Source organism: Frankia sp. CeRuru1, from assembly GCF_977966315.1.
The window spans coordinates 8,450-34,349 of sequence record NZ_CDWWEW010000004.1 but is presented as its reverse complement, the minus strand read 5'-3'; the positions used below and the strand labels follow the sequence as shown (position 1 = coordinate 34,349).

Sequence of the window (25,900 nt, the reverse complement as noted above, 5' to 3'; positions counted from 1 at the left end):
CTCCGCCGCATCTCATGGACGGCTGATCCAACCATCCGTGATTCCCTTGGTGCTCCCCGCGAGACCGGTCAGATGTCTAGAAATGGGAAGAATCGGCCGATCTCGCCCAAAGCGTCGCCGGATGCGGCGCGTGACCGTGACCGTCTCGATGCCGTGGCGACCGCCGTGAGGGCGCCCAAGAGCACCGGCACCCTCACGGAGGGCGCACAGAGCAGACCGGGAGGAGCCATGTCCTCGATCCAAGCCCTACAGACCGAGGGTGCTGGAATTGACCTTAGCGGCAGAGCCCTCGGACTGGTCGCCGGTGTGGCGATAGTCGCAGCCCTCGCATTGCTTGTTGCCGGTTATCTGGTTCGTGAGGTATTGGCGGCGAGTCCGGGCACCCCGAGGATGGTGGAGGTCGGCCGGGCGGTCCAGGAGGGCGCCGCAGCCTATCTCAGACGGCAGTTCACCACACTCGCGGGATTCGTCGTCGTCATCCCCTTCGTACTACTGCTCCTGCCAGCCGAGAACACTGGAGCAAAGATCGGTCGGTCGATCTTCTTCGTGGTCGGTGCGATCTTCTCCGCGTTGGTCGGATTCGTCGGGATGTCGCTGGCGACCCGGGCCAACACCCGCACCGCGGCCGCCGCCATGACCCGAGGGGAACGAGCCGCCGTCCGCATCGCCTTCCGCACCGGCGGGGTGGTGGGGATGTTCACCGTCGGTCTCGGGCTCCTGGGGGCGGCGGCTGTGGTCCTCGTCTTCCGGGACACCGCCCCCCAGGTCCTGGAGGGATTCGGATTCGGCGCCGCTCTGCTCGCGATGTTCATGCGAGTAGGCGGAGGGATCTTCACCAAGGCCGCCGATGTCGGGGCGGACCTGGTTGGCAAGGTGGAACAGGGGATTCCCGAGGATGATCCCCGCAACGCCGCGACGATCGCCGACAACGTCGGCGACAACGTCGGCGACTGCGCCGGCATGGCCGCCGACCTGTTCGAATCCTATGCGGTGACGCTCGTCGCGGCGCTGATTCTCGGGGTCGAGGCGTTCGGCGAACGCGGCCTGGTGTTCCCCCTGCTCATCCCGGCGGTCGGGGTTGTGACCGCGGTCATCGGAATCTTCGCGGTGTCGCCGCGGGCCGGTGACCGCACCGGAATGTCCGCCATCAACCGGGGTTTCTTCATCTCCGCGGTGGTGTCCGCGGTCGGCGTCGTCGCCGTCTCGCTGCTCTACCTCCCGGCGAGCTTCGCCGATTTCCCCGGGATGCAGGGGAGCACCCAGTCTGGCAATCCACGAGTGATCGCGATCGGCGCGGTCCTGATCGGGATCGTGCTCGCCGCCGCCATCCAGCTGCTCACCGGGTATTTCACCGAGACCGGCCGGCGGCCGGTGCAGGACATCGCAAAGGCGTCGCTCACCGGACCGGCCACCAACATCCTCGCCGGAATCGGGGTAGGTCTGGAGTCGGCGGTCTATTCTTCGCTTCTCATCGGTGCTGCGGTCTTCGGCGCCTACCTGCTCGGCTCCGGCAGCGTCACGATCGCGCTGTTCGCGGTGGCGCTGGCGGGGACCGGTCTGCTGACGACGGTGGGTGTCATCGTCTCGATGGACACCTTCGGGCCGGTGAGCGACAACGCGCAGGGCATCGCCGAGATGTCCGGCGACATGGACGAGGCGGGTGCAGCCATCCTCACCTCGCTCGACGCCGTCGGCAACACCACCAAGGCGATCACGAAGGGCATCGCGATCGCCACCGCGGTGCTCGCCGCCTCCGCGCTGTTCGGCTCGTTCACCGACACCGTGACGACGGCTCTCCGCGACGCCGGAGCGCTGCCCGAGGCGGGTCGGGGCATCGTTGGCGGCCTGAACATCGCCTACCCCGACGCGCTGGTCGGGCTCACCATAGGGGCATCCGTGGTCTTCCTGTTCTCCGGGCTCGCGATCAATGCGGTGGGCCGCGCGGCCGGGCGGGTCGTCCTGGAGGTGCGCAACCAGTTCCGGTCCAGGCCTGGAATCATGACCGGCGACGAGAAGCCGGATTACAGTGCGGTCGTCGACATCTGCACCCGCGATTCGCTCCGTGAACTGATTACACCGGGGACGCTGGCGGTTCTCGCCCCGATCGCGGTCGGTTTCGGCCTGGGATACCCGCCGCTCGGCGCGTTCCTCGGCGGCGCCATCGCCGCCGGCGTGCTGATGGCCGTGTTCCTCGCGAACTCCGGCGGGGCCTGGGATAACGCGAAGAAGATGGTCGAGGACGGCAACCACGGCGGAAAGGGTTCGGAGGTCCACGCGGCCACGGTGATCGGCGATACCGTGGGAGATCCATTCAAGGACACCGCCGGCCCTTCGATCAACCCACTGCTCAAGGTGATGAATCTGGTCAGCCTGTTGATCGCTCCGACAGTCGTGAAGTACTCGGTGGGCGCGGACGAGAACACGGGGCTGCGCATCGGTGTCGCCCTCGCCGCCCTCGCCGCCATCGCCGCCGTGATCATCATCTCCAAGCGGCGGAGCTCAATGATCAACGATGTGCCCGCTATGACACAATCGACACCGACCCTCAGCGAGAAGATCAACGCCTGACCCACATCGTTCCGTCACCGCCGACCCCCGCGGCTCGCACGAGGCCACGCGGGTCGGCGGCGCTGTTTCGCACCGATGGAACCTCGGGAACCGGTGGAACCTCGGGATGCGGGATCGGCACCGCCCGTGGGCCGGGTGATGCGCCGGCGGACCATCCGCGCCACCCACATCGGATCGGAGAAGCAGTGGGTGAGCGTCGGGCTACGGTCGCCATACCGGGACGGGAGGATCCGCGAGACGGAATGGCGGCGTACGGTGCTGCGAGGCACCGCTCTCACTCCGACGGCCGCCACCCGCACGACCACCGTCCGCCGGACACCCGTACCGCCCCCGCCAGATCCAGTAACGCGCTCCGCCTCCGCAACATCCGCCATGTTCGAGACCTACGCTCCGTAGAAGCAACCTACGCTTTCGCCCCACAGAGCACTAAAACGAGCACGTCGCACCGAGGAGAGAAGTGCCAGCGCGCACGAAGACGACGACACGGGCGACCGCGCGGTCATCCGCACCGGTCGCCGAGCCCACCGAGGCCGGACTCCCGCCGGAGACCGGCTCGAGCGAGGCATCCGCCGACGTACCCGTCGGCGCCACCAGCCGGACGGCGAACAGCAGGACGGCGAACGGGCGAACGGGGACTGGCCATTCGGCGAACGGCTCAGGCGGAGCCAGCGGCGCCCACGGCAGCCGCGCCACCGGCTCCGGCCGGGGCCCGGGCAACCGCCTGGTCATCGTGGAGTCGCCAGCGAAGGCGAAGACGATCGCCGGCTATCTCGGTCCGGGGTGGCAGGTCGAATCCAGCATCGGGCACATCCGTGACCTCCCGCGCAGTGCCGCCGATGTCCCGGCCGCGCACAAGGGCAAGCCGTGGGCTCGGCTCGGCGTCGACGTCGACAACGACTTCGAACCGCTCTACATCGTGACGCCGGACAAGAAACCGCAGGTCAGCAAGCTCAAGGCGCTCGTGAAAGACGCCAGCGAGCTCTACCTCGCGACGGATGAGGACCGCGAGGGCGAGGCCATCGCCTGGCATCTGCTCCAGACGCTGAAGCCGACGGTGCCGGTCAAGCGGATGGTGTTCCACGAGATCACCCCCCAGGCGATCCAGCGGGCCGTCGACAATCCGCGCGAGATCGACGCGAACCTGGTCAACGCTCAGGAAACGCGTCGCATCCTGGACCGCCTCTACGGCTACGAGGTCTCTCCCGTGCTGTGGAAGAAGGTCATGCCGAGGCTGTCGGCGGGCCGGGTCCAGAGCGTGGCGACCCGCATCCTGGTGGAGCGGGAACGTGCCCGGATGCGGTTCCGCTCGGCGGAGTACTGGAACATCGAGGGCCTGTTCGGAGCGACCGTCGCCCGCCAGGCGTGGTCGGACGCGGACGGCACACCGGGGTCCGGGCCGGGCGGACCCAGCGCCGGATCCGCCCGCGGCGACGGGGTCGAGAAGACCCCGCTCCCGGCGACCCTGGTCGCCCTGAACGGCAACCGGATTGCGACGGGTCGTGACTTCTCCCCGACGGGGCAACTCGTCTCCTCCGGGGTGACGCGGCTGGACGAGGCCGCCGCCCGGTCGCTGGCCGAGCGGCTCGCCGACGCCGCATTCACGGTGCGCTCGGTGGAGACCAAGCCCTACCGCCGTTCGCCGTACCCGCCGTTCATGACCTCGACGTTGCAGCAGGAGGCCGGCCGTAAACTGCGTTTCTCCAGCCAGCGCACGATGCAGGTGGCGCAGCGGCTGTACGAGAACGGCTACATCACCTACATGCGGACGGACTCGACGAACCTGTCCGAGACCGCTCTGACCGCGGCCCGCGCGCAGGCGGCGAGCCTGTACGGGCCGGAGTACGTGCCGGCACGCCCCCGCACGTACGCCAAGAAGGTCAAGAACGCGCAGGAGGCCCACGAGGCCATCCGACCCGCCGGAGACCACTTCCGGACCCCGGGTGAGGTTCGTGGCGAGCTCGACGTCGACTCCTACCGGCTCTACGAGCTGATCTGGCAGCGGACGGTGGCCAGCCAGATGGCGGACGCCCGCGGCACGAGCGCCACGATCCGGCTCGGCGCGACCTCGTCCACCGGGGAGGACGCCGAGTTCTCGGCATCGGGGAAGGTCATCACCTTCCCCGGCTTCCTGCGCGCCTACGTCGAGGGCGCCGACGATCCAGACGCGGAACTGGAGGACCGGGAGCGGCGGCTGCCGGACGTACGCCAAGGCGACCCACTGACCACCCGCTCGCTGACCCCCCGCGGGCACACCACCAGCCCGCCGGCGCGCTTCACCGAGGCCAGCCTGGTCAAGACGCTCGAGGAGCTCGGGATCGGTCGGCCGTCCACCTACGCCTCGATCATCGGCACCATCCAGGACCGCGGCTACGTGTGGAAGAAGGGCTCGGCCCTGGTGCCGAGCTTCGTCGCGTTCGCTGTCGTCGGCCTGTTGGAGGACCACTTCACCCGGCTGGTCGACTACCGGTTCACCGCGACGATGGAGGACGACCTCGACGACATCGCCGCCGGCACGGCCGCCTCGACCGACTGGCTGACCCGCTTCTACTTCGGAACCGGCGACGGCACCGACCCGGCCGCCGACGGACTGAAGCATCTGGTCAATGAGCGGCTCGGAGAGATCGACGCCCGCGAGGTGAACTCGATCCCCCTCGGCGAGACCGACGACGGCACCCTGCTGGTCGTACGGGTGGGCCGCTACGGCCCCTACGTCCAGCACGAGGAGCGCCGTGCCAGCGTGCCGGACGATCTCGCACCGGACGAACTCACCGTCGGCAAGGCGCTGGAGCTGCTGGCCGCGCCCAGTGGCGACCGGGTGCTGGGAATCGACCCGGCGTCGGGGGCGACCATCACGGCGAAGGCGGGTCGCTTCGGCCCCTACGTCACCACCGACACCGACCCGCCGCGCACGTCCAGTCTGCTGCGTGGCATGTCGTTGGAGACGCTGACCCTCGACGACGCCGTGCGGTTGCTCACCCTTCCGCGCATTCTGGGTGCGGGGGAGGACGGGGAGGAGGTCACCGCCCAGAATGGTCGCTATGGCCCATATGTGAAGAAAGGCACCGAAAGTCGGTCGTTGGAATCCGAGGATCAGTTGTTCACCGTGACCCTGGACGAGGCCTTGGTGCTGCTCTCCCAGCCCAAGGCCCGCGGTCGGCGCCAGGCCGCGCAGAGCCCGCCGCTGCGAGAGCTCGGGACCGACCCGGCCAGCGGCAAGCCGATGGTGGTGCGGGAGGGCCGGTTCGGCCCCTACGTCACCGACGGTGAGACCAACGCCAGTCTGCGCAAGGGCGACACGGTCGAGACGATCACCGATGAGCGTGCCGCGGAGCTGCTGGCAGACCGTCGGGCCCGCGGACCGGCCACCGCGAAGCGTTCTGCCCGGGGCACCGCGAAGACCGGCCCGAAAACCACCAAGGCCAAGCCGGGTACGGCGAAGACCGGCACCGCGAAGACCGGCACCGCGAAGACCGGCACCGCGAAGACCGGCACCGCGAAGACCGGCACCGCGAAGACCGGCACCGCCAGGTCCAAGACCGCCCAGACGGTGACGGACGACGGCGATGGCTCCGGTAGCTCCGATGGCTCCGGTAGCTCCGGTAGCTCGTCGTCCAGTGGCACCCGCCGGACGGACTGATGGCGCTGCCGATCGGTGGGAGCCCTGGAGAACCTGGAGAAGCGGACGCGCCCCGGGTGGTTTCCGAGGTCACGGCGTTCACTGTCGGCGACTTGGAGTCCACACCTGGTGACACAGGGTCGTCCGATGTGACCGGCAGGTCCACCGCCCCGGTCGAGACGTCCGGAGGAGACCCTGTGGCCACCGACCATGCAGCCGGGCATCGGGACGCCGGGCGGCGCCCACCCCGGCCCGTCCGGCGACCGCGGGCCCGCCGCTCGCCGAGCAGGCATCCGGTGACGACGGTTCCCTCGCCGCCGCTGCCGTCCGCCATCGCCGCCGGAGGCGACAGCGACATCCGGGCCGTCCTGCGAATCCCCGCGTTCCGCCGGATGTGGATTCAGCTCAGCCTGTCCAGCCTGGGTGACTGGATGGGTCTGCTGGCAACGACCGCACTGGTGACCCAGCTCCAGGAGAGCTTCTCCGGGCAGGCGTACGCCATCGGCTCGCTGCTGATCGTCCGGTTGATGCCGGCCCTGATCCTGGGCCCACTCGCCGGTGCCCTCGCCGACAGGCTGGACCGCCGGCTGACCATGGTCGTGACGGACGTCATGCGGTTCGGGCTGTTCATGTCGATCCCGATCATCGGAACGCTCGAGTGGCTGCTCATCGCCTCGTTCCTGGTGGAGGCGGTCACCCTGGTGTGGGCGCCGGCAAAGGACGCAAGCGTCCCGCACCTGGTCCCCAAGGAGCAGCTCGCAGCCGCCAACACCCTCAGCCTGATCATGACCTACGGCACGGCCCCGATCGCCGCGACGATCTTCACAATGCTTGCGACGATCTCACGGACGCTCGGCTCCAGCGTGTCGTTCTTCCATGACTCCTCGGTCGACCTCGCGTTGTACTTCAATGCGGCGACGTTCCTCGGCTCGGCAATCGTGATCTGGGGACTGAAGGGCATCGGACGGGCCGCGCGGCCGGAGACCGGCCCCGAGCCCGGGTTCCTGGCCTCCATCACCGAGGGATGGCGCTACGTCGGCCAGGACAAACTGGTCCGCGGACTCGTCGTGGGCATCCTGGGCGGGTTCGCCGGCGCCGGCTGCGTCATCGCCCTCGGCCGGCTCTACGTCGAGATCTTGGGCGGCGGCGACTCCGCGTACGGGGTGCTCTTCGGCGCGGTGTTCGTCGGCCTCGCCGCCGGCATGGCCGCCGGTCCCAGGCTGCTCGGCGACTACAGTCGGACTCGCCTGTTCGGCGTCTGCGTGACCGGGGCGGGTATCACCCTGGTGATCGTCGCGATCATCCCGAACCTGGTCATCGCCTGCATCCTCGTGGTCGCGGTGGGGGCGTTCGCCGGCGTGGCCTGGGTGACCGGATACACCCTGCTCCAAGCCGAGGTCTCCGACGAGCTGCGGGGGCGCACCTTCGCCCTGGTGCAGTCGCTGGTCCGCATCGACCTGCTGCTCGTGCTCGCCGCCGCGCCCGGGCTCGTTGGCCTCATCGGCTCGCACGAGATCCATCTGTGGGGCGACATCAACGTCCGCGCGGACGGCGTCACCGCGGTCCTGCTCGCCGGCGGGCTGCTCGCCGTCGCGGTCGGCCTGTTCGCCTATCGGCAGATGGACGACCCGACCGGAGCCGCGGTCTGGCCCGAGCTGTGGAACGCGCTGCGCGGCCGGCAGCCGGCGGCCGTACGTCCCCGCCACGCCGGCCTGTTCATCGCGATCGAGGGCGTCGATGGCGCCGGCAAGAGCACCCAGGTGGAGCTGCTGCGGACGTGGCTCGCCTCCTCCGGCCGGGAGGTGGTGGTGACCTCCGAATCCGGCGGCACCGCGCTGGGAGCGGGCCTGCGGGAACTGCTCCTCGACCCGACGGTACGGCTGCACGCCCGGACCGAGGCGCTGCTGACCGCGGCGGACCGCGCTGAACACGTCGCGCGGGTGATCGAACCCGCGCTGGCCCGGGGAGCGATCGTCATCACCGATCGTTACGTCGACTCGTTCATCGCCTTCCAGAGCGTGAGCCGGGCCATCGGCACCGACGAGCTGTCCGTCCTCGCCCAGTGGGCGACGCACCCGCTGCTTCCCGACGTCACGGTCCTGTTGGATCTGCCGGCAGAGATCGTCCTGCGCCGCATGCGGATGGCCGCGTATCCCGGTCCGCCGCCGGGGCCGCCGGACGGCCCGGCCGAGGCGGACGACGCCGGGAAGTTGACCTTCCATAGCCGGGTACGCGAGGCGTTCCGCCGGCTGGCGCAGAAGGAGCCCGATCGTTATCTTCCGCTCGACGCGACGCGGTCACCGGAGGAGATCCACGCCGAGATCCGCTCGTTCATGGCCAGCCGCATCGATCGGCTGGCCGTCCCGCTCGGTGTGCTCTGACCGATGCGCTCCGGACCGACGCGGCTTGGGGATGATGGCCCAGTGACGATCTGGGAGACGCTCGTCGGGCAGGACGCGGTGGTCGCGATGCTGAGCGCCGCGGCGTCCGCGGCGTCCGCGGCGTCCGCCGCGAGTGCCGGGCTCGCGAGTGGAGGCGGCGCGCCGGCCGCCGCCCGTGCCGGGATGACGCACTCGTGGCTGTTCACCGGACCCGCCGGGGCAGGTCACCAGGACGCGGCGCGTGCCTTCGCCGCAAGCCTCACCTGCGAGAACGAGCCGCCGGGCTGCGGCGAGTGCACCGGCTGCCACACCGTGCTCACCGACACGGCCACCGATCTGCGAACCGTGCAGCCGGAAGGGCTCTCGCTCGGCGTGAAGGACGTGCGCGCGCTGGTACGCGACGCTGCCAGCGCCCCGACGGCCGGCCGCTGGCGCATCCTGCTGATCACCGATGCGGACCGGCTCACCGAGGCCGCGGCGAACGCCCTGCTCAAGGCCCTCGAGGAGCCGGCGGATCGGGCGGTGTTCCTGCTCTGCGCCCCCTCCGTGGAGGACGTGCTGCCCACCATCCGTTCCCGCTGCCGGACGGTCGCGCTACGGCTGCCCTCGGCCGCGGACGTCCGCGACGCGCTGGTTCGCGAGGGAGTCGACGAGCAGGTCGCCGAGACGGCGGCGCGGGCTTCCCAGGGTCATCTGGCCCTGGCGCGCCGGCTCGCCACGGATGAGCGGGTCCGGGCCAACCGGGCGGCAGTGTTGCGTATCCCGGCCCGGCTCGGCCAGGTCGGTGGCTGCCTGGCCGCGGCGGCCGATCTGGTGAACGCGGCGAACGCCGACGCGGAGGCCGCGAATGCGGAACGCGACGAGGTGGAGACCGAGGCGCTGAAGACCGCACTCGGCGTCGGTGCCACGGCGGTCGGCGGGACGTCCAGGTCCGCGCGGGCCCCGAAGGCGGGGGCCAAGGGCCGGACGATGGTGGTGCGGGGTGCCGCGGGGGCGCTCAAGGAGCTGGAGCGGACCCAGAAGAGCCGAGGTCGCCGCACCGTCCTCGATGCACTGGACCGGGCCCTGGTGGACCTCGCGGGGCTGTACCGGGATGTCCTGGTCCAACAGCTCGGCGCCGGCGTCGACGCGATCCATCCTGATCATTGCGTCGAGGCCGCCGGCTACGCCGCGGCCTCCGCTCCGGAACAGACACTGCGCCGGCTGGAGGCCGTCCTCACGACCCGGGCGTCGCTGGCCAGGAATCCCGGCCTCGTCCCGCTGCTCGCGGTGGAGTCGCTCACCCTCGCACTACGCGACGCCTGACGACCCGCAATCCGCGACCGGCGACCGGCGACCGGCGACCGGCGACCGGCGGTGGGGACGAACCGGCGTAATGGCCTGTCTGGGCGGAAGGCCGGGCATATCCTGATCGCGACGCGGACATGCCGTTCGACCATGTCCGCCCGGGCGGGACCCGGCGGGCGGGCGCAGGGAGGTGACCGGTCGGATGCCGATGATGTGCGCGGTGGCGTTCTCCCCACGAGGCAAGCTCTACTATGCCGATCCTGGTTCCTGCAGCCCCCGGGTCGGCGACCGGGTGCTCGTCCCCAGCGAGGAGGGCCCCGAGGTCGCCACCTGCATGTGGGCGCCCCAGTGGGTCAGCGACGACATCGGCGACCTGCCGGTGCTCGTCGGGATGGCCGACGCGTCCGACATCCAGCGCGAGCAGGTCTCCCGGCGCCGGCGCGCCCGGGCGCGCGTCGCGGCCCGTCGCCTGGCCCGTGAGCATGACCTGCCGATAAAGATCGTCGGCGTCGACCACGTGATGGCCACCGGCGGCTACACGGTCTACTTCAGCGCGGAGGGCCGCGTCGACTTCCGTGAGCTGGTACGGGATCTCAACCGGACGCTGGCGGCACGGGTCCAGCTACGGCAACTGTCCGCCCGCGACAGCGCCCGGGTTCAAGGCGGGATCGGTTCCTGCGGCCGCGACCTGTGCTGCGCTACTTTTCTCAACGACTTCGAGCCGGTGAGCCTGCGGATGGCCAAGGAGCAGAACCTCGCCCTCAATCCGATGCGCATCAGCGGGGCATGCGGCCGGCTGATGTGCTGCCTGCGTTACGAACATCCCCTCTACGAGGAGTTCGCCGAAGCCGTGCCCGCGGTCGGAGACCGGGCGACGACCCCACACGGTGCGGGCCGGGTCGTGCGGCACGATGTTCCGCGCCAGCAGGTGGTCGTGGTTCTCGACGGCGGGGGCCGGACCTCGTGCGACCGCGCGGATGCCTGCGCCTCCCGGCAGGTCCACGACGCCGCTTACCCCGGCGGCCCAGCGGGATGCTCCCCCCCGGACAGCACCTCTACAGCCGGCGGGGAAACGACGGCCCGGCGGGGAGGACGTCACGGGTCGAAGCGGTAGCCCATCCCGCGCAGGGTCGTGACCAGCCGGCGCTGCGGTGGACGACCCTCGACCTTGGTTCGTACCCGCCGGACGTGCTCGGTGACGGTGGCGGGGTCCTGGAACCGCGTGCCCCACACCTGCTCGAGGAGTTCCTCCCGGCTGAAGACCCGCCGAGGATGCCGGGCGAGGAAGGCCAGCAGCTCGTACTCGCGCGCGGTCAGATCGATGCGCTCCCCGGCGACGGCGACCTCGCGGGCCCGCAGGTCGATGGAGACGTCTCCGTAGACGAGCGGGTCGCTGCCGTCCCCGGTGCGCTGCGGCGGCGGTTCCGCCGGCCGCCGGCGAAGCCGGGCACGCACCCTGGCCACCAGTTCTCGCAGCGAGTAGGGCTTCACGACGTAGTCGTCCGCGCCCAGCTCGAGGCCGACCACCCGGTCGACCTCCTCGGCCCGCCCGGTGAGCATGATCACCGGAACCTCGCTGGTCTGGCGGAGGCGGCTCAGGACGGCAAAGCCGTCCATCCTGGGCATCGCGACATCCAGCACCACCAGATCGATCTCGGTGGTCTGGAAGAGCCGAAGAGCGGCCTCGCCGTCCGCGGCCTCCAGCACCCGATAACCGAATCTCTCCAGACTGCGCGCAAGTGCTATGCGAGATGCCTCATCGTCCTCAGCGACGAGGAGCGAGGCTCCTCGCGTCGTCGCTGCTGGTGCAGCGTCTCCGGCCCCGGTCATGGTGCGAAACCCTACGCATCCTCACCGGAACCACTGCGACCGGGGGTGGTGATTTACGGTGTTGCAGCATCCAAAGCTAGCCAAATGTAACATAAAGCGAATAATTTGCCGACTCAGGGCCATTTTGGCGACATAGCGCATCCCTCGCCATGACAGCCTGAGACGGAGGCCTTCCAGAACGTGCCCGCCGCTGGTGGCGTCACCGTGGAGGGCTGGGATCCGGGGCGACGGCGGGCATCTCGGCCCGCGCACAACCACCGGACCACCGCCGGGTCGAGCCCGCCCACGCATCTGGCATACTCGACCCGGGCCAGTGTGATCCTGGCCGTTCGCCGGAGTAGCTCAGTGGCAGAGCAATCGCCTCGTAAGCGATAGGTCGCGGGTTCAATCCCCGCCTCCGGCTCGCTCCCCCTCCCACCAGGGCATGGCCCAGTTAACAGGGATCATGGTCTCACAGCTCACCGGTCCATGACCTGTCAACTTGCATCGCTCTGGGCTCGTCCCGTGGGTTCCTGAACCTGTCCCACCCCGCTTGGGACGTGGGACAGGTCGTTACGGATACCACAAACCGGACGGAGGGATCAGGCCGACCTGGGTTCGGCCTCTTGGTCGTGCCCGTCCACCTCCCCGGCCTCCGCCTCGCGCAGCCGCTTGATGGACGCCAGGATCTCCCGCTCAGCCTCCTTGCGGTCCACCCAGGAGGCGCCCTCCACCGACTTACCGGGCTCGAGGTCCTTGTAGACCTCGAAGAAGTGCTGGATCTCCAACCGGTCGAACTCCGGCAGGTGCCGCAGATCCCGCAGGTGCTCCTGCCGGACGTCGGCCACCGGCACGCAGAGAACCTTGTCGTCCGGGCCCTTCTCGTCGGTCATCTCGAACATGCCGATCGTCCGGCACCGCACCAGGCAGCCCGGGAACGTCGGCTCCTCCAGCAGGACGAGGGCGTCCAACGGATCACCGTCGCGCCCGAGGGTTCCCTCGATGAACCCGTAGTCCGACGGGTAGTGGGTGGAGGTGAACAGCATCCGGTCAAGCCGGATACGGCCGGTGTGGTGATCCATCTCGTACTTGTTGCGCTGCCCCTTGGGGATCTCGATGGTCACATCGAACTCAAGGTCCACTCCGCTCCCTGTCTCCTTCGTCTTCGCCCGGTCCGCACCGGGGCGATCGCCGTTTGTCACATGGTGCTCGTTCAAGCCGTGCCGTGCTCATGGCGCAGTACGTCGTGCTCGTGCCGTACGTCGTGCTCTGCCAGGCGGCGGATGTGCCCCGCCCGGGGCGCGGGCCACCCACTCTCCAGTGACCGCAACGAGGCATCACACCCACGACGGCGCACCTAGTGTCGCGGACGCCGCCTCCCACCCGAACCGCACCGTCGGCACCACCACGTTTCCACCGCCGGATCTCCCGGGCGCCGGAACCATGATGGCCACCGGCGACACGCCCGGTGGGGCGTTCTTCGTACCAGTGCCGCCCGCCGGCACGACACCTCTGGCATCCCGCCGCAAACCCTGGTGTCCCACTGCAAACCCTGGTGTCCTACCGCGGCGGGACACCGCCGGGCATGCCCGCGGCGACGGATCCGGGTTCACCCGGCGCGCCGTCGCCGACCGCCCGCTGGTTGCGTAGTGTCGGTTAGTGACGTCAGCCGCACCGGTCGCCCGGGTAGGGGGGCTCACCGCCCTGGCCGGCGCGCTGCTCGCCGGGTCCCTGTCCGTCGGTCCCACCACCGGGTCAGCCGCGGAGCTCGCCGGCAGCGGGTCCGACCGCGCGGGCACCGCGGTACTCGGCGGTCTCGATCCGGCCGCGCCGATCCCGCGGCCCGCGGCGGTGGCGGCCCGCCTCGCCGGTCCGCTGGGTGATCCCGTCCTGGCGCGGCCCGCGGCCTTCGTCGTCGACGCGCAGTCGGGTCGGGTGCTCCTTGACGTCCGGTCCCGCATCCCCGTGGCACCGGCCTCCACGTTGAAAACCGCGGTCGCCACCGCCGCGTTGACCACCTTCCCCGACGACCGGCTGCGGACCACGGTGGTCTACAGCCCGCCCGCGGGCGGGAACGCCCGCGCATCAGGCGGAACACTGTGGCTCGTCGGCGGCGGGGATCCGACCCTGACCGCCTCCACCGCGCCCGACGGCTATCCGGCCCTGGCCCGGCTGAGCGATCTCGCCGCTCAGGTCCGGGCCGCGGGTATCACCTCGGCGGCTCGGGTGATCGGCGACGGAGGGCTGTTCGTCGGTCCGGACCGGGCGCCGGGATGGCGCGACAACTACGTGACCGACGGGGACGTCGCCCCGGTCTCGGCGCTGGAGGTCGACGCCGGACGGTCGGCACCGGGAGCCGCCGGACCGCGCAGCCCCACCCCGGCCGCCGCCGCGACCACGGCCTTCGCCGCGGCGCTCACGACCGCCGGAATATCCGTCGGATCGGTGGCCACCGGCCCGGCGGACCCGGCCGCGCAGCGGGTCGCGGCGGTCTACAGCCCTCCGGTGCGGGTCTTGGTCGAACGCATGCTCACCCAGTCAGACAACGATCTCGCCGAGAGCCTGGGACGGCTCGTCGCCCACCGGCGGGGCCTGCCCGCCTCGTTCGCCGGCGCCACCCACGCGGTGAGGGGCGTCCTCGCCGAGGCAGGCATCCCCGTCGCCGGGATGGCACTGGCCGACGTGAGCGGCTTGTCCATCGCGAACCTGATCATGCCCATGACCCTTGTGGCCATCCTGCGCGCCGCCGTCCTCCCCGGTCGGCCGGCGCTGCGCACCGTTCTCACGGGGCTGCCGGTAGCCGGGTTTTCCGGTACGCTGGGTGACCGCTACACCACTGGCGACACCGCCATCGGAGCGGGCGATGTCCGGGCGAAGACCGGCACTCTGCACAACGTCAGCAGCCTCGCGGGCCAGCTCGTCGACGCGGACGGCAGGCTGCTCCTCTTCACGTTCCTCTCGCCCGCCGAAGAGGCGGGCGGCACCAAGGCCGCCCTCGACCGGGCCGCCGCGGCGCTCGCCGGCTGCGGATGCACCCCGGCCCGGTCGACGACCGCGGCAATCCCGCCGGCACCATCGCGCCCACCGGCAGCATCGCGCCCACCGGCCTAAGCGGGACCGTCGGCCCGAGCGGGACCGTCGGCGCCCCCCGGCGCGTCCCGTCCCGTTCTCGGCACGGTCCATGACCGGACGCGGACGACAGGCGAGCCCGGTACGCTCAGATTCGTGGACGCCGAGCTGGTCGACTGGGAACTCGCCGTGACGACGGCGAGAAAACTGGTTCGCCCCGGCCCGCAGATCTCGCGGGAGCAGGCCGGCGAGGTCGTCTCCGAGCTGCGGCAACTGGCCGTCGAGGCCGAGCGGCACGTCGAGGACTACACCCGGCTCACTCCCGCCGGGCCAGCCACCCCCATCACCGTGGTGGACCGGCCGGAGTGGGTCCGCTCCAACGTCGCCGGTCTGCGGGTGCTGACCTCCCCGTTGCTGGACAAACTGTCCGAACAGCAGCGCGGCAACCTCGCCGCGGCGGTCGGTCGGCGGGTCACGGGGGTCCAGATCGGCACAGCCCTGGCCTATCTGGCCGGCAAGGTGCTGGGCCAGTACGAGGTCTTCCTGCCGCCGGAGGAGTACCAGGCCGGGAGGGACGATCCGGGTCCGCTCAACGTGCCCGGGTCGCTCGGGGTGCCGGGGTCGGTCGGGCGCCTCAGCCTGGTCGCACCGAACATCGCGCACGCCGAGGCAGCCATGGGGGTCGTGCCGCGGGACTTCCGGATGTGGGTATGCCTGCACGAGCAGACCCATCGCAGTCAGTTCACCGCCGTGCCGTGGCTGCGGACCCACCTGGAGTCCGAGATCACCGCGTTCATTGAGGCCACGGACCTCGATCCGGACGTCCTCGCGGACCGCGTCCGCTCGGCGATGAGCGCGCTGCGCGGGGCGGTGTTCGACCGGGGAGCCGACAGCCCGAGCGTCGTGGAGGCGCTGCAGACCCCGGCCCAGCGAGCGGTTCTCGACCGCCTCCAGGCCATCATGACGTTGTTGGAGGGCCACGCCGACCAGGTGATGGACGCGGTGGGGCCGAAGATTGTACCCACCGTCGCCGACATCCGGACGAAGTTCGAGGGTCGCCGCGGCGGGGGATCGCCGATCGACCGGTTCGTCCGCCGGCTCCTCGGTCTCGATCTCAAGCTGCAGCAGTACCGCCAGGGGGGGGCGTTCGTGCGTGCGGTGGTCGCGCAGGCCGGGGTGACAGGCTTCAACACCGTCTGGGAGTCACCGGCGGCGCTGCCGACCCGCGCCGAGCTGGTCGATCCCACCGCCTGGATGCAACGGGTCCTGGGCAGCCGCCCGCCGACCTCGGCGTGAGCACCATGGTCGTCGGGGCCGCCATGGTCGCCGGGGTCGTCGGGGCCGCGGGGGTCGTCGGGGTCACCGCCTCCCCGGGCTGTTCCACGTCCGCCTTCCGGCCGACGTTGTGACCCCACCGATCGCTGGTGAGGACCACGCCGGCCATGCCGGCGACGTCCGACCGGGCGATCCGGCTCCGCGCACGGTTCACTCGTCGAGATCTCCCGCTCCCGCGGTCGCGGCAGTCAGGCTGGCGGTTCGCCGCGCGGTCACCGACCTGCCACCCGGCGGACTGGTGCTGGTCGCCTGCTCCGGCGGCCCGGACTCCCTGGCACTCGCCGCGGCCCTCGCGTTCGTCGCCCCCCGCCGCGCCCTGCGGGCCGGCATGGTCACGGTCGATCATGGCTGGGACGCCGGCTCACCCGAACGGGCGGAGCGCGTCGCCCGCCAGGGTCGGGCCCTCGGCCTGGATCCGGTGGAGGTCCTGACCGAGCACACTGCTCGCTCCGAGGGGATCGCCCGACAGGCACGGCGGGCCGCGATCGCGGCGGCCGCCGATCGGCTCGGCGCCCAAGCGGTGCTTCTCGGCCACACGCTGGACGACCAAGCCGAGACGGTGCTGCTGAGGCTCGCGCGGGGCGCGGGCGCCCGGTCCCTCGGGGGGATGTCGGCCGACGACGGCCTGCTTCGCCGGCCACTGCTCGGGATCCGCCGCGCGGACACCAGGGCCGCCTGCCTCGCCGAGGGGCTCGAGGTGTGGGACGACCCGACGAACCGGGACCCGGCGTTCACCCGGTCCCGGGTGCGTCACACGGTCCTGCCGGTGCTGGAGACGGAGCTCGGCCCGGGCATCGCCGAGTCGCTGGCGCGCAGTGCCGATCTGCTGCGGGCCGACGCGGACGCCCTGGACGCCATGGCCGCCGAGGTCTACGGCAAGGTCGTCATGGCTCATGGCCGGCCGTGCACCGGCGAGGTCGCCTTCGACGTCGCCGCACTGGCCGGGCTCACCGCGGCGCTCCGCGGTCGGCTGCTGCGCCGGGCGGCCATCGACGTCGGAGCGTCGGCCTCCGCGCTGCGCGCGGAGCACATCTGGGCGGTGGAGGAGCTGGTAACGCGGTGGCGCGGACAGAAGCCGGTACCGCTTCCCACCGGCGTGCTCGCCCGGCGATGGGAGAACAGGGTCACGCTGACCGGGCCGGTGGTTCCTCCACCATCGCCAGCCGGCCCCGCCGCCGGACAGCCGGATGCCGCCACCGCGCCACACATCGAGGAGGACGACCAGGTGAGTCAGACCGCGACGACGACCCCCGACGCCGGAGGCGCCCATGACGGCCTCCGGCACAGCCCCCATCCCGACATCGCCGAGGTCCTGGTCAGCTCGGACGAGATCGCCGCGAAGATCGTCGAGCTCGCGGCCAGAGTGGACGCCGACTACGCCGGCCGGGAGATCCTGCTCGTGGGCGTGCTCAAGGGCGCCGTCATGGTCATGGCGGACCTGTCCCGCGCGCTGACGGTCCCGCTGACCATGGAGTTCATGGCGGTCTCCTCGTACGGGTCGTCGACCTCCTCGTCCGGCGTGGTGCGCATCCTCAAGGATCTGGACCGGTCGATCGAGGGCCGGGACGTCCTGGTGGTCGAAGACATCATCGACTCCGGGCTGACCCTGTCCTGGCTGCTGAAGAACCTGCGCTCACGCGGCCCCGCCTCGCTCGAGGTCCTGGCGCTCTTCCGTAAGCCCGAAGCTGTCACCGTGGACGTAGATGTCCGATATGTCGGCTTCGATATTCCCGGCGCGTTCGTCGTCGGGTATGGTCTTGACTACTCGGAGTATTATCGAACCCTGCCGTTTGTCGGGACCCTCACACCCGCGGCGATCGAGCGGGGCGCCCCGGCCTGAACCTGCCGGCCTTCCGCCCGCTCGGATACGCCCTCGATCGCCGCATCCGCCACGAGCGAAACACCGAACACCATCAGACCGCCACGATCGGAACAGCGCGGGCCGCCGATCCGTTGGTCGGATGTACGCGCGGTGAGATGCGCGCACCGGCGGTACCCTCGGCACAAGGGAATCCCGATCGAGGGCAGCACACACGTCAGGAGGGTGGAGCGCTCGTGTCCGGTGCTCCAGACAGATGACTCCAAGAAGAATTTTCCGCGGCTGGGTGCCACTGCTGCTCCTGGTCCTGTTCGTGATCATTCTCACGACGGGTGTCCTCTCGGGTCCCAGTGAGTACGGCAAGCGAGACCTGAACTTCGTCCAGCAGCAGATCGACGAAGGCCAGGTGGCGAAGGCCAAGATCCAGGATTCGAAGCAGCTCATCCAGATCCAGACGAAGGACGGCCAGAAGTTCGAGTCGTCCTATGTCACCGAACAGGGTGTCGTCCTGGCGAACGAGCTCCGCAACAAGCGGGTCGCCTACGACGTCTCGGTCGACCGTGGAAACATCCTGGTCTCGCTCCTGCTGAACCTGCTGCCCGTACTGCTGGTCGTCCTTCTGCTGTTCTTCTTCATGAACCAGATGCAGGGCGGCGGTAACCGGGTCATGAACTTCGGCAAGTCCAAGGCGAAGCTGGTGAGCAAGGACACGCCGAAGACGACGTTCGCCGACGTGGCCGGTGCGGACGAGGCCATCGAGGAGCTCGAGGAGATCAAGGAGTTCCTCGAAAACCCGGGCAAGTTCCAGGCGATCGGAGCCAAGATCCCCAAGGGGGTCCTGCTCTACGGCCCGCCGGGAACCGGCAAGACGCTGCTGGCCCGGGCCGTCGCGGGTGAGGCCGGGGTGCCCTTCTACTCCATCTCGGGTTCCGACTTCGTCGAGATGTTCGTCGGTGTCGGCGCCAGCCGGGTCCGCGATCTGTTCGAACAGGCCAAGGCCAATGCGCCCGCCATCGTCTTCGTCGACGAGATCGACGCCGTGGGCCGCCACCGCGGAGCGGGACTCGGCGGTGGCCACGACGAGCGGGAGCAGACGCTCAACCAGCTCTTGGTCGAGATGGACGGGTTCGACGTCAAGGGCGGGGTCATCCTCATCGCCGCGACGAACCGGCCCGACATCCTCGACCCGGCCCTGCTGCGGCCCGGCCGCTTCGACCGGCAGATCGTCGTGGACCGGCCGGACCTGCTCGGCCGCGAGGCCATCCTGCGGGTGCACTCCAAGGGCAAGCCGATCGGCCCGGACGCCGACATGATGGTCATCGCCCGGCGGACCCCCGGGTTCACCGGTGCCGATCTCGCCAACGTACTGAACGAGGCGGCCCTGCTGGCCGCCCGCTCCAACCTGAAATTCATCTCGTCGGCGCTGCTCGAGGAGTCCATCGACCGCGTGATGGCGGGACCGGAGCGCAAGACCCGCGCGATGAGCGACAAGGAGAAGAAGCGCATCGCTTACCACGAGGGCGGCCACGCCCTGGTCGCGCACGCGCTGCCCAACTCCGACCCGGTGCACAAGGTGACCATCCTGCCCCGGGGGCGCGCGCTCGGGTACACGATGCAGCTTCCCCTGGAGGACAAGTACCTCTCGACCCGCTCGGAGATGCTCGACCGCCTCGCCGTCCTCCTCGGCGGGCGTACCGCCGAGGAGCTGGTGTTCCACGACCCGACCACGGGGGCGAGCGACGACATCGAGAAGGCCACCCAGATCTCGCGAGCAATGATCACCCAGTACGGGATGAGCGACAAGCTCGGCGCGATCAAGTTCGGCACCGAGAACAGCGAGGTCTTCCTCGGCAAGGAGGTCGGCCACCAACGCGACTACTCCGAGGAGGTCGCCAGTGAGATCGACATCGAGGTGCGCCGGCTGATCGAGGCCGCACACGACGAGGCCTGGGAGATCCTGGTGACCTACCGGGACGTCCTGGACAACCTCGTATTGCGGCTGATGGACACCGAGACGCTGAGTAAGGACGAGGTCGCCGAGGTCTTCGCGACGGTCCAGAAACGCCCCGTGCGTGGCATCTACACCGGGGTGGGGCGTCGCGTCCCCTCCGACCGGCCACCGGTGCAGACTCCGGCCGAGCTCGGCCTGCTGACGGCGGATGTCGCCGACCTGGTGAACGACCCGGGCCACGGTAATGGTGCCGCCGGACGCGGACCGGGCGGCAATGGAACCGGGGGCAACAGGGCCGGCGGTCACGGTCAGCCCGCCGGCGTGCCGGGGGCACCCGCGGGCTCGGGCCCCGGGGTCGACCCGTCCGGTCCGGGCGGGGGCGTACCGCACGGCACGGATGTCGGTGGTCCGGGTGGGAATGGCAGCCCCGGGGAGCACGGTTATCCCCAGGGCCAGGGCACGCCGGCGCCCCCCGGAGGCGAAGGTCCGGCCCATGACGGGCCGAGGATCGCCAACCCGTGGGCCCCGCCGAGCTGGCCGAGCGACGACGAGAGGAGACGCCGTTGACGTCTTATTCCGACGAGGCGTCCACTGCCGCGGGCGAACGACGAGGTGAATCATCTCCCGCGGCGGAGGCCCCAGGAATGGACGGTTTCGGCATCCCGGACCCCATCGCCGACGGCGACGGACCGGCTGTGTCAACCCCGGCGCCGGGCAATGGCAGGCCGCGGCAGGCCCGTCCCTTCGACCATGACCGAGTCGCACGCGCAGTTCGTGAGCTACTGATCGGGATCGGCGAGGACCCGGACCGCGAGGGTCTTCGCAAGACCCCGGACCGGGTCGCGCGGGCGTACCGGGAAGCCGTCGAGGGTCTTGGCCGGGATCCCTCCGAGGTCCTGACCACCGTCTTCGATGAGGGCCACGACGAGATGGTGCTGGTCCGTGACATCGATTTCTCGTCGCTGTGCGAACATCACCTGGTCGTGTTCTCCGGCAAGGCGCACGTCGCCTACATCCCCAACAGCAAGGGCCAGATCACGGGCCTGTCGAAGCTCGCCCGGCTGGTCGACCTCTACTCCCGTCGCCCGCAGGTCCAGGAACGGCTGACCTCGCAGATCGCGGACGCCCTCGTCGAGGTGCTCGACCCGCGCGGAGTGATGGTCGTCATTGAGGCGGAGCACCTGTGTATGTCGATGCGCGGTGTGCGCAAGCCCGGGGCCACCACGGTGACATCCGCGGTGCGTGGCCAGTTCCTCAGCACCGCTACCCGCAACGAGGGCATGTCGCTCATCCTGCACAGGTAGCTCCGGGTAGCAGGGATTACAGGCGGCAGGCCTGAATCCCGGAGACGAGGATGCCCCGGGCACCCAGCTCCCAGAGATCGTCCATCATGCGGTTGACCTCGGCGCGCAGCACCATCGCCCGCACCGCGACCCAGTCCTCGCGCTGCAACGGAGAGATCGTCGGGGACTCGTAGCCAGGTGTGATTTCGCATGCCTTGTCGAGCACGGCCGTCGGAACGTCGTAGTCCATCATCACGTACCGCCGGGCGACCAGAACCCCCTGGATCCGGCGCAGCAGACGCTCATGCGAAGGGGACAGATCGGCGCCCCTCTTGGCGATCACGATGGCCTCCGAGCGCAGGACCGGCTCGCCGAGCAGCTCCAGACCCGCGGCCTTGAGCGTACGGCCGGTCTCGACCACGTCGGCGACCGCGTCGGCGACGCCGAGCCGCACCGCCGTCTCGACCGCACCGTCCAAAGTCACGATGCCACCCGGGGTGACCCCCCGACCGGCAAGGTCGGCCCGGACCAGCGCGGGGAACGACGTCGCGATCCGCTTGCCGGCGAGCTCCGCGATGTCCGCGAGCGTCCCCTCCGGAGCGGCGTAACGAAACGTGGCGAACCCGTATCCAAGCGGAACGAGCTCCTCGGCGGCGGCATTGCTGTCGAGGAGGAGATCACGCCCGGTGATACCAAGATCGACCCGACCCGACCCGACGTAGACAGCGATATCCCGAGGGCGCAGGAAGAAGAACTCGATGTCGTTCTCGACGTCGGCGACCACCAGCTCGCTCCCCTCGCGCCGCGCGAGGTAGCCGGCATCGGAGAGCAACTGACCGGAGGCGGCCGACAACGCCCCCTTGTTCGGAACCGCGATACGAAGCATCGTCACTACTCAGCGTCTACGAGAAAGGACAGGGAATCGATCACAGATGGGAGTATACGTCGTCCAACGAAAGGCCTAGAGAAATCATCAGCAGCTGACTCCAGTAGAGTAACTGGGAGATCTCCTCGGCGGCCCTTCCCCGGCCTTCGTGCTCGGCCGCCATCCACGCTTCAGCGGCCTCCTCGACCAGTTTCTTGCCCAGATGGTGGACGCCCTGATCGAGCGCGGCGACAGTTCCCGAGCCGGGTGTCCGACGCCGCCATTTCTCGGCAAGCTCGACGAAGAGTTCGTCGAATGTTTTCAGGTTGGATACATTCGACGAATCGGATGCGCCGACGGATGGCACGGCGGGCCGATCGGCAGGGACCATGCTCGGCATGCTACCCGTCACCGGGCGGACGACCTCCGCCCCGCGGACCCGCGGCGCGGAGCGGCACACGACGACCACAGACACGCGCTCCGCGGCCAGCCGGCGAGCCGGTGCGACGGAGTCCCTCCACCGGCCGCCATGTTGCTGGTTGACTTGATGACTGTGCTTCCGCCCGCGATCGTCGCCACCGACCTGGACGGGACGCTGATCCGCAGCGACGGCACGGTGTCCGAACGCACCCGCGGGGCGCTGCGCCGGGTGGAACGCGCCGGGGCGACCGTGGTGTTCGTGACGGGACGACCCAGTCGGGTGATGGCCGGCGTCGTCGCCCAGACCGAGGTCTCTGGGCTCGCGATCTGCGCGAACGGCGCGCTGGTCTTCGATCTCGACTCCGGCGAGCCGGTCAGCCAGCGCTGCCTGGAGTCGGCCACGGCCCTGCGGCTGGCGGCGGCGATCCGCGCCACGGTTCCCGACGCGGTGTTCGCGGTCGAGAGCGGCGTGCGCTTCGGCCGGGAACCCGCCTTCGAGACGATGTGGCCCGATCCCGAGGAGATCGTCGCGGAGTTCTCGGAGCTGCTGGGCGTCCTGCCGGCGACGAAACTGCTTGTCCGGCGGGGCGGCGCTCCGTTTACGGAGGTGTACGACGCCATCGTCGAACTCGCCGGGATGGACGCCGTCGTCACAACCTCCAGCGCGGACCTTCTCGAGATCGCGGGACCGGGGGTGTCGAAGGCGGTGGCACTGGCTGAGCTCGCCGCCGGACGGGGGGTGGTCGCCGCCGACGTCATCGCGTTCGGAGATATGCCGAACGATCTACCGATGTTCGCTTGGGCCGGATACGCGGTCGCCGTCGCGAATGCCCATCCCGAAGTGCTGGCCGCCGCCGACGAGATCACCGTGTCGAATGATGAGGACGGGGTCGCGATCGTCCTGGAGCGTCTTTTCCCATAACCATGATGATCTTCTTGGGTATTCTGGTCCATCCCGATCCCGACCGGGCCGCATACCGGGCCGGGCACTCTTCGTGAATACCCTCCGGCCGGTTCCCGGCCGACGACGGGGATTCCCGGCGGACCGCGGCGTTGATGCCTGCCCGGCCGGATCCGGACGCGGCAGCGCCTCCCGGTCTCGCGCTCTCGCAGTGTCTGCATGCGCAGCGTCATCCGAGCATGCCGCCCCGACACCCGAGCATGCCGCCCCGACATCCGTCGCACAGACGGGCCAGGATAGGGGCATGGCAACCCTCGTCCAGAACTCGGCCTCATCCGGGCTACCGGCTCACGAGATCGACGGCGAGTTCCTCGCGCTGCCGCGCACCGCACTCGCCGACGCGGCTCTGCAGACCGCACGTGATCTCGGCGCGACGCACGCCGACATCCGCATCGAACGGCTCAAGGACTCCTCGCTGTCGTTCCGCGACGCCTCGCTGGAAAGTCGCCATGAAGGCGCGACGCTGGGTTTGGCTGTCCGGGTGGTACACGGCGGCACCTGGGGTTTCGCCGCCGGCGTCGACCTGACGACGGACGAGGCGGCGCGGCTGGCCCGCGAGGCCGTCGCGATGGCCCAGGTCGCCGCCCCGCTCAACTCCGAACCGGTCGAACTCGCCCCGGAACCGACCCACACCGACGCGGTCTGGGTCTCGGCCTACGCGACCGACCCGTTCGCGGTCGACGCCCGGGACCGGGTCGAACGGGTCGGCGGCCTGTGTCGGACGCTGTTCGCGGCGCACGATGTCGACCATGTCGACGGCCGGTTCAGCGCGGTGATGGAGAACAAGTACTACGCCGACCTGACCGGGACCACGACGACACAGCAGCGGGTGCGGGTGATCTGCCAGATCGAGGCGACCCGGGTCGATCCCGCGGGCGGCTTCGAGTCGATGCGCACGATCGCCCCGCCCGTCGGTCGCGGCTGGGAGTGGCTGGTGGCGGGCCCCGCGGCCGGCTGCTGGGACTGGGAGAGCGAGATCGACCTGATCCCAGGTCTGCTCGCCGAGAAGTCCGGGGCCTCCTCGGTCGAACCAGGGCCGTACGACCTGGTCATCGACCCGTCGAACCTGTGGCTGACGATCCACGAGTCGATCGGGCACGCCACCGAGCTCGACCGGGCGCTCGGCTACGAGGCCGCCTACGCCGGTACCTCCTTCGTCACCCTCGACCAGCTGGGCACGCTGCGGTACGGCTCCCCGGCGATGACCGTCACCGGGGACCGCACGGCCCTGCACGGGCTCGCGACCATCGGCTACGACGACGAGGGCGTGCAGACCCGCCGGTTCGACATCGTCCGCGACGGCCAGTTCGTCGGGTATCAGCTCGACCGGGCGATGGCGGCCCGCAATGCCGCCGTGCTCGGTGTCGACCGCTCCAACGGCTGCGCGTTCGCCGACTCCCCCGCCCATGTGCCGATCCAGCGGATGGCGAACGTCTCCCTGCTCCCGGCGCCCGGCGGCCCGTCGACCGAGGAGCTGATCAGCCGGGTCGACCGCGGCATCTACGTCGTCGGGGACAAGAGCTGGTCGATCGACATGCAGCGGTACAACTTCCAGTTCACCGGCCAGCGGTTCTACGAGATCCGCTCTGGTCGCATCGTCGGCCAGCTCCGCGACGTCGCCTACCAGGCGACGACGACCGACTTCTGGGGGTCCCTGGAGGCCGTGGGAGGCCCCGAGACCTACGTGCTGGGCGGTGCGTTCAACTGCGGCAAGGGCCAACCCGGCCAGGTCGCGGCCGTCAGCCACGGCTGCCCGTCGGCTCTGTTCCGCGGCACCAACATCCTCAATGCTCGCCGAGAGGCCGGTCGATGAGCCGGCCGGCCGGACCGGAACCAGTCTCAGCCGACGGAGGAAGCATGGTGCGCGAGGCCGCCCACGAGATCGTCGAACGCGCCCTGGGCCTGTCGAAGGCGGACGGCTGCGTAGTGATCGCCACCGAGTCCAGTGCGGTGAACCTGCGCTGGGCCAACAACACGTTGACGACCAACGGCGCCAGCCGGGACCGGTCGATCACCGTTATCAGCGTCATCGGCCGCTCGTTCGGGGTGCGGACGGCCTCCACCATCGACTCCCCCGGTCCCGGCGGCCGCCCCACCGCGCGTCCCACCGATCTGCCGCATCCCACCGATGCCGACGGCCTCGCGGAGCTCGTCCGCGCCGCCGAGGACGCGGCCCGGGACGCCGAGGATGCCGAGGACTACACGGACCTGCTCGGGCTGGACACAACGGCCGTCGGCGCGGGTGCGGGGTCGGCGGGCGGCGCGGCCGAGGCCTTCACCGATCCGGCCGCCCGAACCAGCACCACGGTGTTCGCCTCCTTCGCCCGGGACCTCGCGGAGGCGTTCGCCGCGGCGCGGGCGGGCGGGCGGCGGTTGTTCGGCTTCGCCGAGCACAATCTGACCACCACGTGGCTCGGGACGTCGACGGGGCTACGGCTGCGGTACAGCCAGCCGACCGGCAGCGTGGAGTGGAACGCCAAGAGCGGCGTTCCCGGTGGCTCGGTCTGGCACGGCCAGTCGACCCGTGACTTCACCG

Annotated in this window: 17 protein-coding genes, 1 tRNA gene and 1 pseudogene; 14 read left to right on the top strand and 5 right to left on the bottom strand. The window is 70.2% G+C overall.

Going from position 1 to position 25,900, the window contains the following annotated elements:
* Positions 1–228: 228 nt before the first annotated feature.
* On the top strand, positions 229–2,568 hold the full coding sequence (locus tag AC08OP_RS00755) for a sodium-translocating pyrophosphatase (protein ID WP_476612427.1): 2,340 nt from the start codon (positions 229–231) through the stop codon (positions 2,566–2,568).
* A 426-nt stretch (positions 2,569–2,994) separates the two neighbouring features.
* On the opposite strand, the gene AC08OP_RS00750 is transcribed toward AC08OP_RS00755, so the two are convergent.
* Positions 2,995–3,297: a hypothetical protein gene (locus AC08OP_RS00750; protein WP_476612426.1), complete on the bottom strand. Its 303-nt coding sequence runs from the start codon at positions 3,295–3,297 to the stop codon at positions 2,995–2,997.
* A 1-nt stretch (position 3,298) separates the two neighbouring features.
* Between AC08OP_RS00750 and topA the strand changes: the two genes are divergently transcribed.
* The 4 genes from topA (at position 3,299) to AC08OP_RS00730 (ending at position 10,966) form a co-directional block, all read left to right on the top strand.
* Positions 3,299–6,205 carry a type I DNA topoisomerase gene (topA, locus tag AC08OP_RS00745; RefSeq protein WP_476612425.1) on the top strand — a complete coding sequence of 969 codons (2,907 nt, stop codon included), beginning with the start codon at positions 3,299–3,301 and terminating at the stop codon, positions 6,203–6,205.
* Between the two features lie 176 nt (positions 6,206–6,381).
* A complete protein-coding gene (gene tmk / locus AC08OP_RS00740; RefSeq protein WP_476612424.1) occupies positions 6,382–8,565 on the top strand; it encodes a dTMP kinase in 2,184 nt (727 codons plus the stop codon).
* 42 nt (positions 8,566–8,607) lie between these two features.
* A complete protein-coding gene (locus tag AC08OP_RS00735) occupies positions 8,608–9,870 on the top strand; it encodes a DNA polymerase III subunit delta' (RefSeq protein WP_476612423.1) in 1,263 nt (420 codons plus the stop codon).
* A gap of 184 nt (positions 9,871–10,054) precedes the next feature.
* Entirely contained in the window at positions 10,055–10,966 is a 912-nt protein-coding gene (locus tag AC08OP_RS00730; protein WP_476612422.1) for a PSP1 domain-containing protein, read from the top strand.
* Here AC08OP_RS00730 and AC08OP_RS00725 read toward each other — a convergent pair.
* On the bottom strand, positions 10,948–11,682 hold the full coding sequence (locus AC08OP_RS00725) for a response regulator transcription factor (protein WP_011438663.1): 735 nt from the start codon (positions 11,680–11,682) through the stop codon (positions 10,948–10,950). The two genes, AC08OP_RS00730 and AC08OP_RS00725, sit on opposite strands and share 19 nt — an antisense overlap.
* 331 nt (positions 11,683–12,013) lie before the next feature.
* Between AC08OP_RS00725 and AC08OP_RS00720 the strand changes: the two genes are divergently transcribed.
* Positions 12,014–12,085: transfer RNA gene (locus AC08OP_RS00720), tRNA-Thr, on the top strand.
* Between the two features lie 178 nt (positions 12,086–12,263).
* Here AC08OP_RS00720 and AC08OP_RS00715 read toward each other — a convergent pair.
* Complete coding sequence (locus AC08OP_RS00715) at positions 12,264–12,803, bottom strand: inorganic diphosphatase (protein WP_476612436.1); 540 nt, start codon at positions 12,801–12,803, stop codon at positions 12,264–12,266.
* Positions 12,804–13,320: 517 nt separating this feature from the next.
* Between AC08OP_RS00715 and dacB the strand changes: the two genes are divergently transcribed.
* The 5 genes from dacB (at position 13,321) to folE (ending at position 21,139) form a co-directional block, all read left to right on the top strand.
* Positions 13,321–14,772 carry a D-alanyl-D-alanine carboxypeptidase/D-alanyl-D-alanine endopeptidase gene (dacB, locus tag AC08OP_RS00710; protein WP_476612421.1) on the top strand — a complete coding sequence of 484 codons (1,452 nt, stop codon included), beginning with the start codon at positions 13,321–13,323 and terminating at the stop codon, positions 14,770–14,772.
* Between the two features lie 114 nt (positions 14,773–14,886).
* Positions 14,887–16,026, top strand: a complete 1,140-nt coding sequence (locus tag AC08OP_RS00705) for a zinc-dependent metalloprotease (RefSeq protein ID WP_476612420.1) — start codon at positions 14,887–14,889, stop codon at positions 16,024–16,026.
* Between the two features lie 109 nt (positions 16,027–16,135).
* The gene (gene hpt / locus AC08OP_RS00700; protein WP_476612419.1) at positions 16,136–17,905 is read left to right on the top strand and encodes a hypoxanthine phosphoribosyltransferase; all 1,770 of its coding nucleotides are present in this window, start codon (positions 16,136–16,138) and stop codon (positions 17,903–17,905) included.
* A 235-nt stretch (positions 17,906–18,140) separates the two neighbouring features.
* The gene (gene ftsH / locus AC08OP_RS00695; RefSeq protein WP_476612418.1) at positions 18,141–20,402 is read left to right on the top strand and encodes an ATP-dependent zinc metalloprotease FtsH; all 2,262 of its coding nucleotides are present in this window, start codon (positions 18,141–18,143) and stop codon (positions 20,400–20,402) included.
* Complete coding sequence (gene folE / locus AC08OP_RS00690) at positions 20,399–21,139, top strand: GTP cyclohydrolase I FolE (protein ID WP_476598882.1); 741 nt, start codon at positions 20,399–20,401, stop codon at positions 21,137–21,139. The genes ftsH and folE overlap by 4 nt, the downstream gene beginning before the upstream one ends.
* A 16-nt stretch (positions 21,140–21,155) precedes the next feature.
* On the opposite strand, the gene hisG is transcribed toward folE, so the two are convergent.
* Positions 21,156–22,004 carry an ATP phosphoribosyltransferase gene (gene hisG / locus AC08OP_RS00685; protein WP_476612417.1) on the bottom strand — a complete coding sequence of 283 codons (849 nt, stop codon included), beginning with the start codon at positions 22,002–22,004 and terminating at the stop codon, positions 21,156–21,158.
* Between the two features lie 40 nt (positions 22,005–22,044).
* A complete protein-coding gene (locus AC08OP_RS00680; RefSeq protein WP_462202602.1) occupies positions 22,045–22,383 on the bottom strand; it encodes a phosphoribosyl-ATP diphosphatase in 339 nt (112 codons plus the stop codon).
* Positions 22,384–22,530: 147 nt separating this feature from the next.
* Here AC08OP_RS00680 and AC08OP_RS00675 point away from each other — a divergent pair, with 147 nt between their 5' ends.
* The 3 genes and pseudogenes from AC08OP_RS00675 to AC08OP_RS00665 all read left to right on the top strand — a co-directional run.
* A complete protein-coding gene (locus tag AC08OP_RS00675) occupies positions 22,531–23,325 on the top strand; it encodes a Cof-type HAD-IIB family hydrolase (protein ID WP_476612416.1) in 795 nt (264 codons plus the stop codon).
* Between the two features lie 283 nt (positions 23,326–23,608).
* Positions 23,609–25,177, top strand: a complete 1,569-nt coding sequence (locus AC08OP_RS00670; RefSeq protein WP_476612415.1) for a TldD/PmbA family protein — start codon at positions 23,609–23,611, stop codon at positions 25,175–25,177.
* Between the two features lie 44 nt (positions 25,178–25,221).
* Positions 25,222–25,900 (top strand): annotated as a pseudogene (locus AC08OP_RS00665) (TldD/PmbA family protein); the annotation flags it as partial.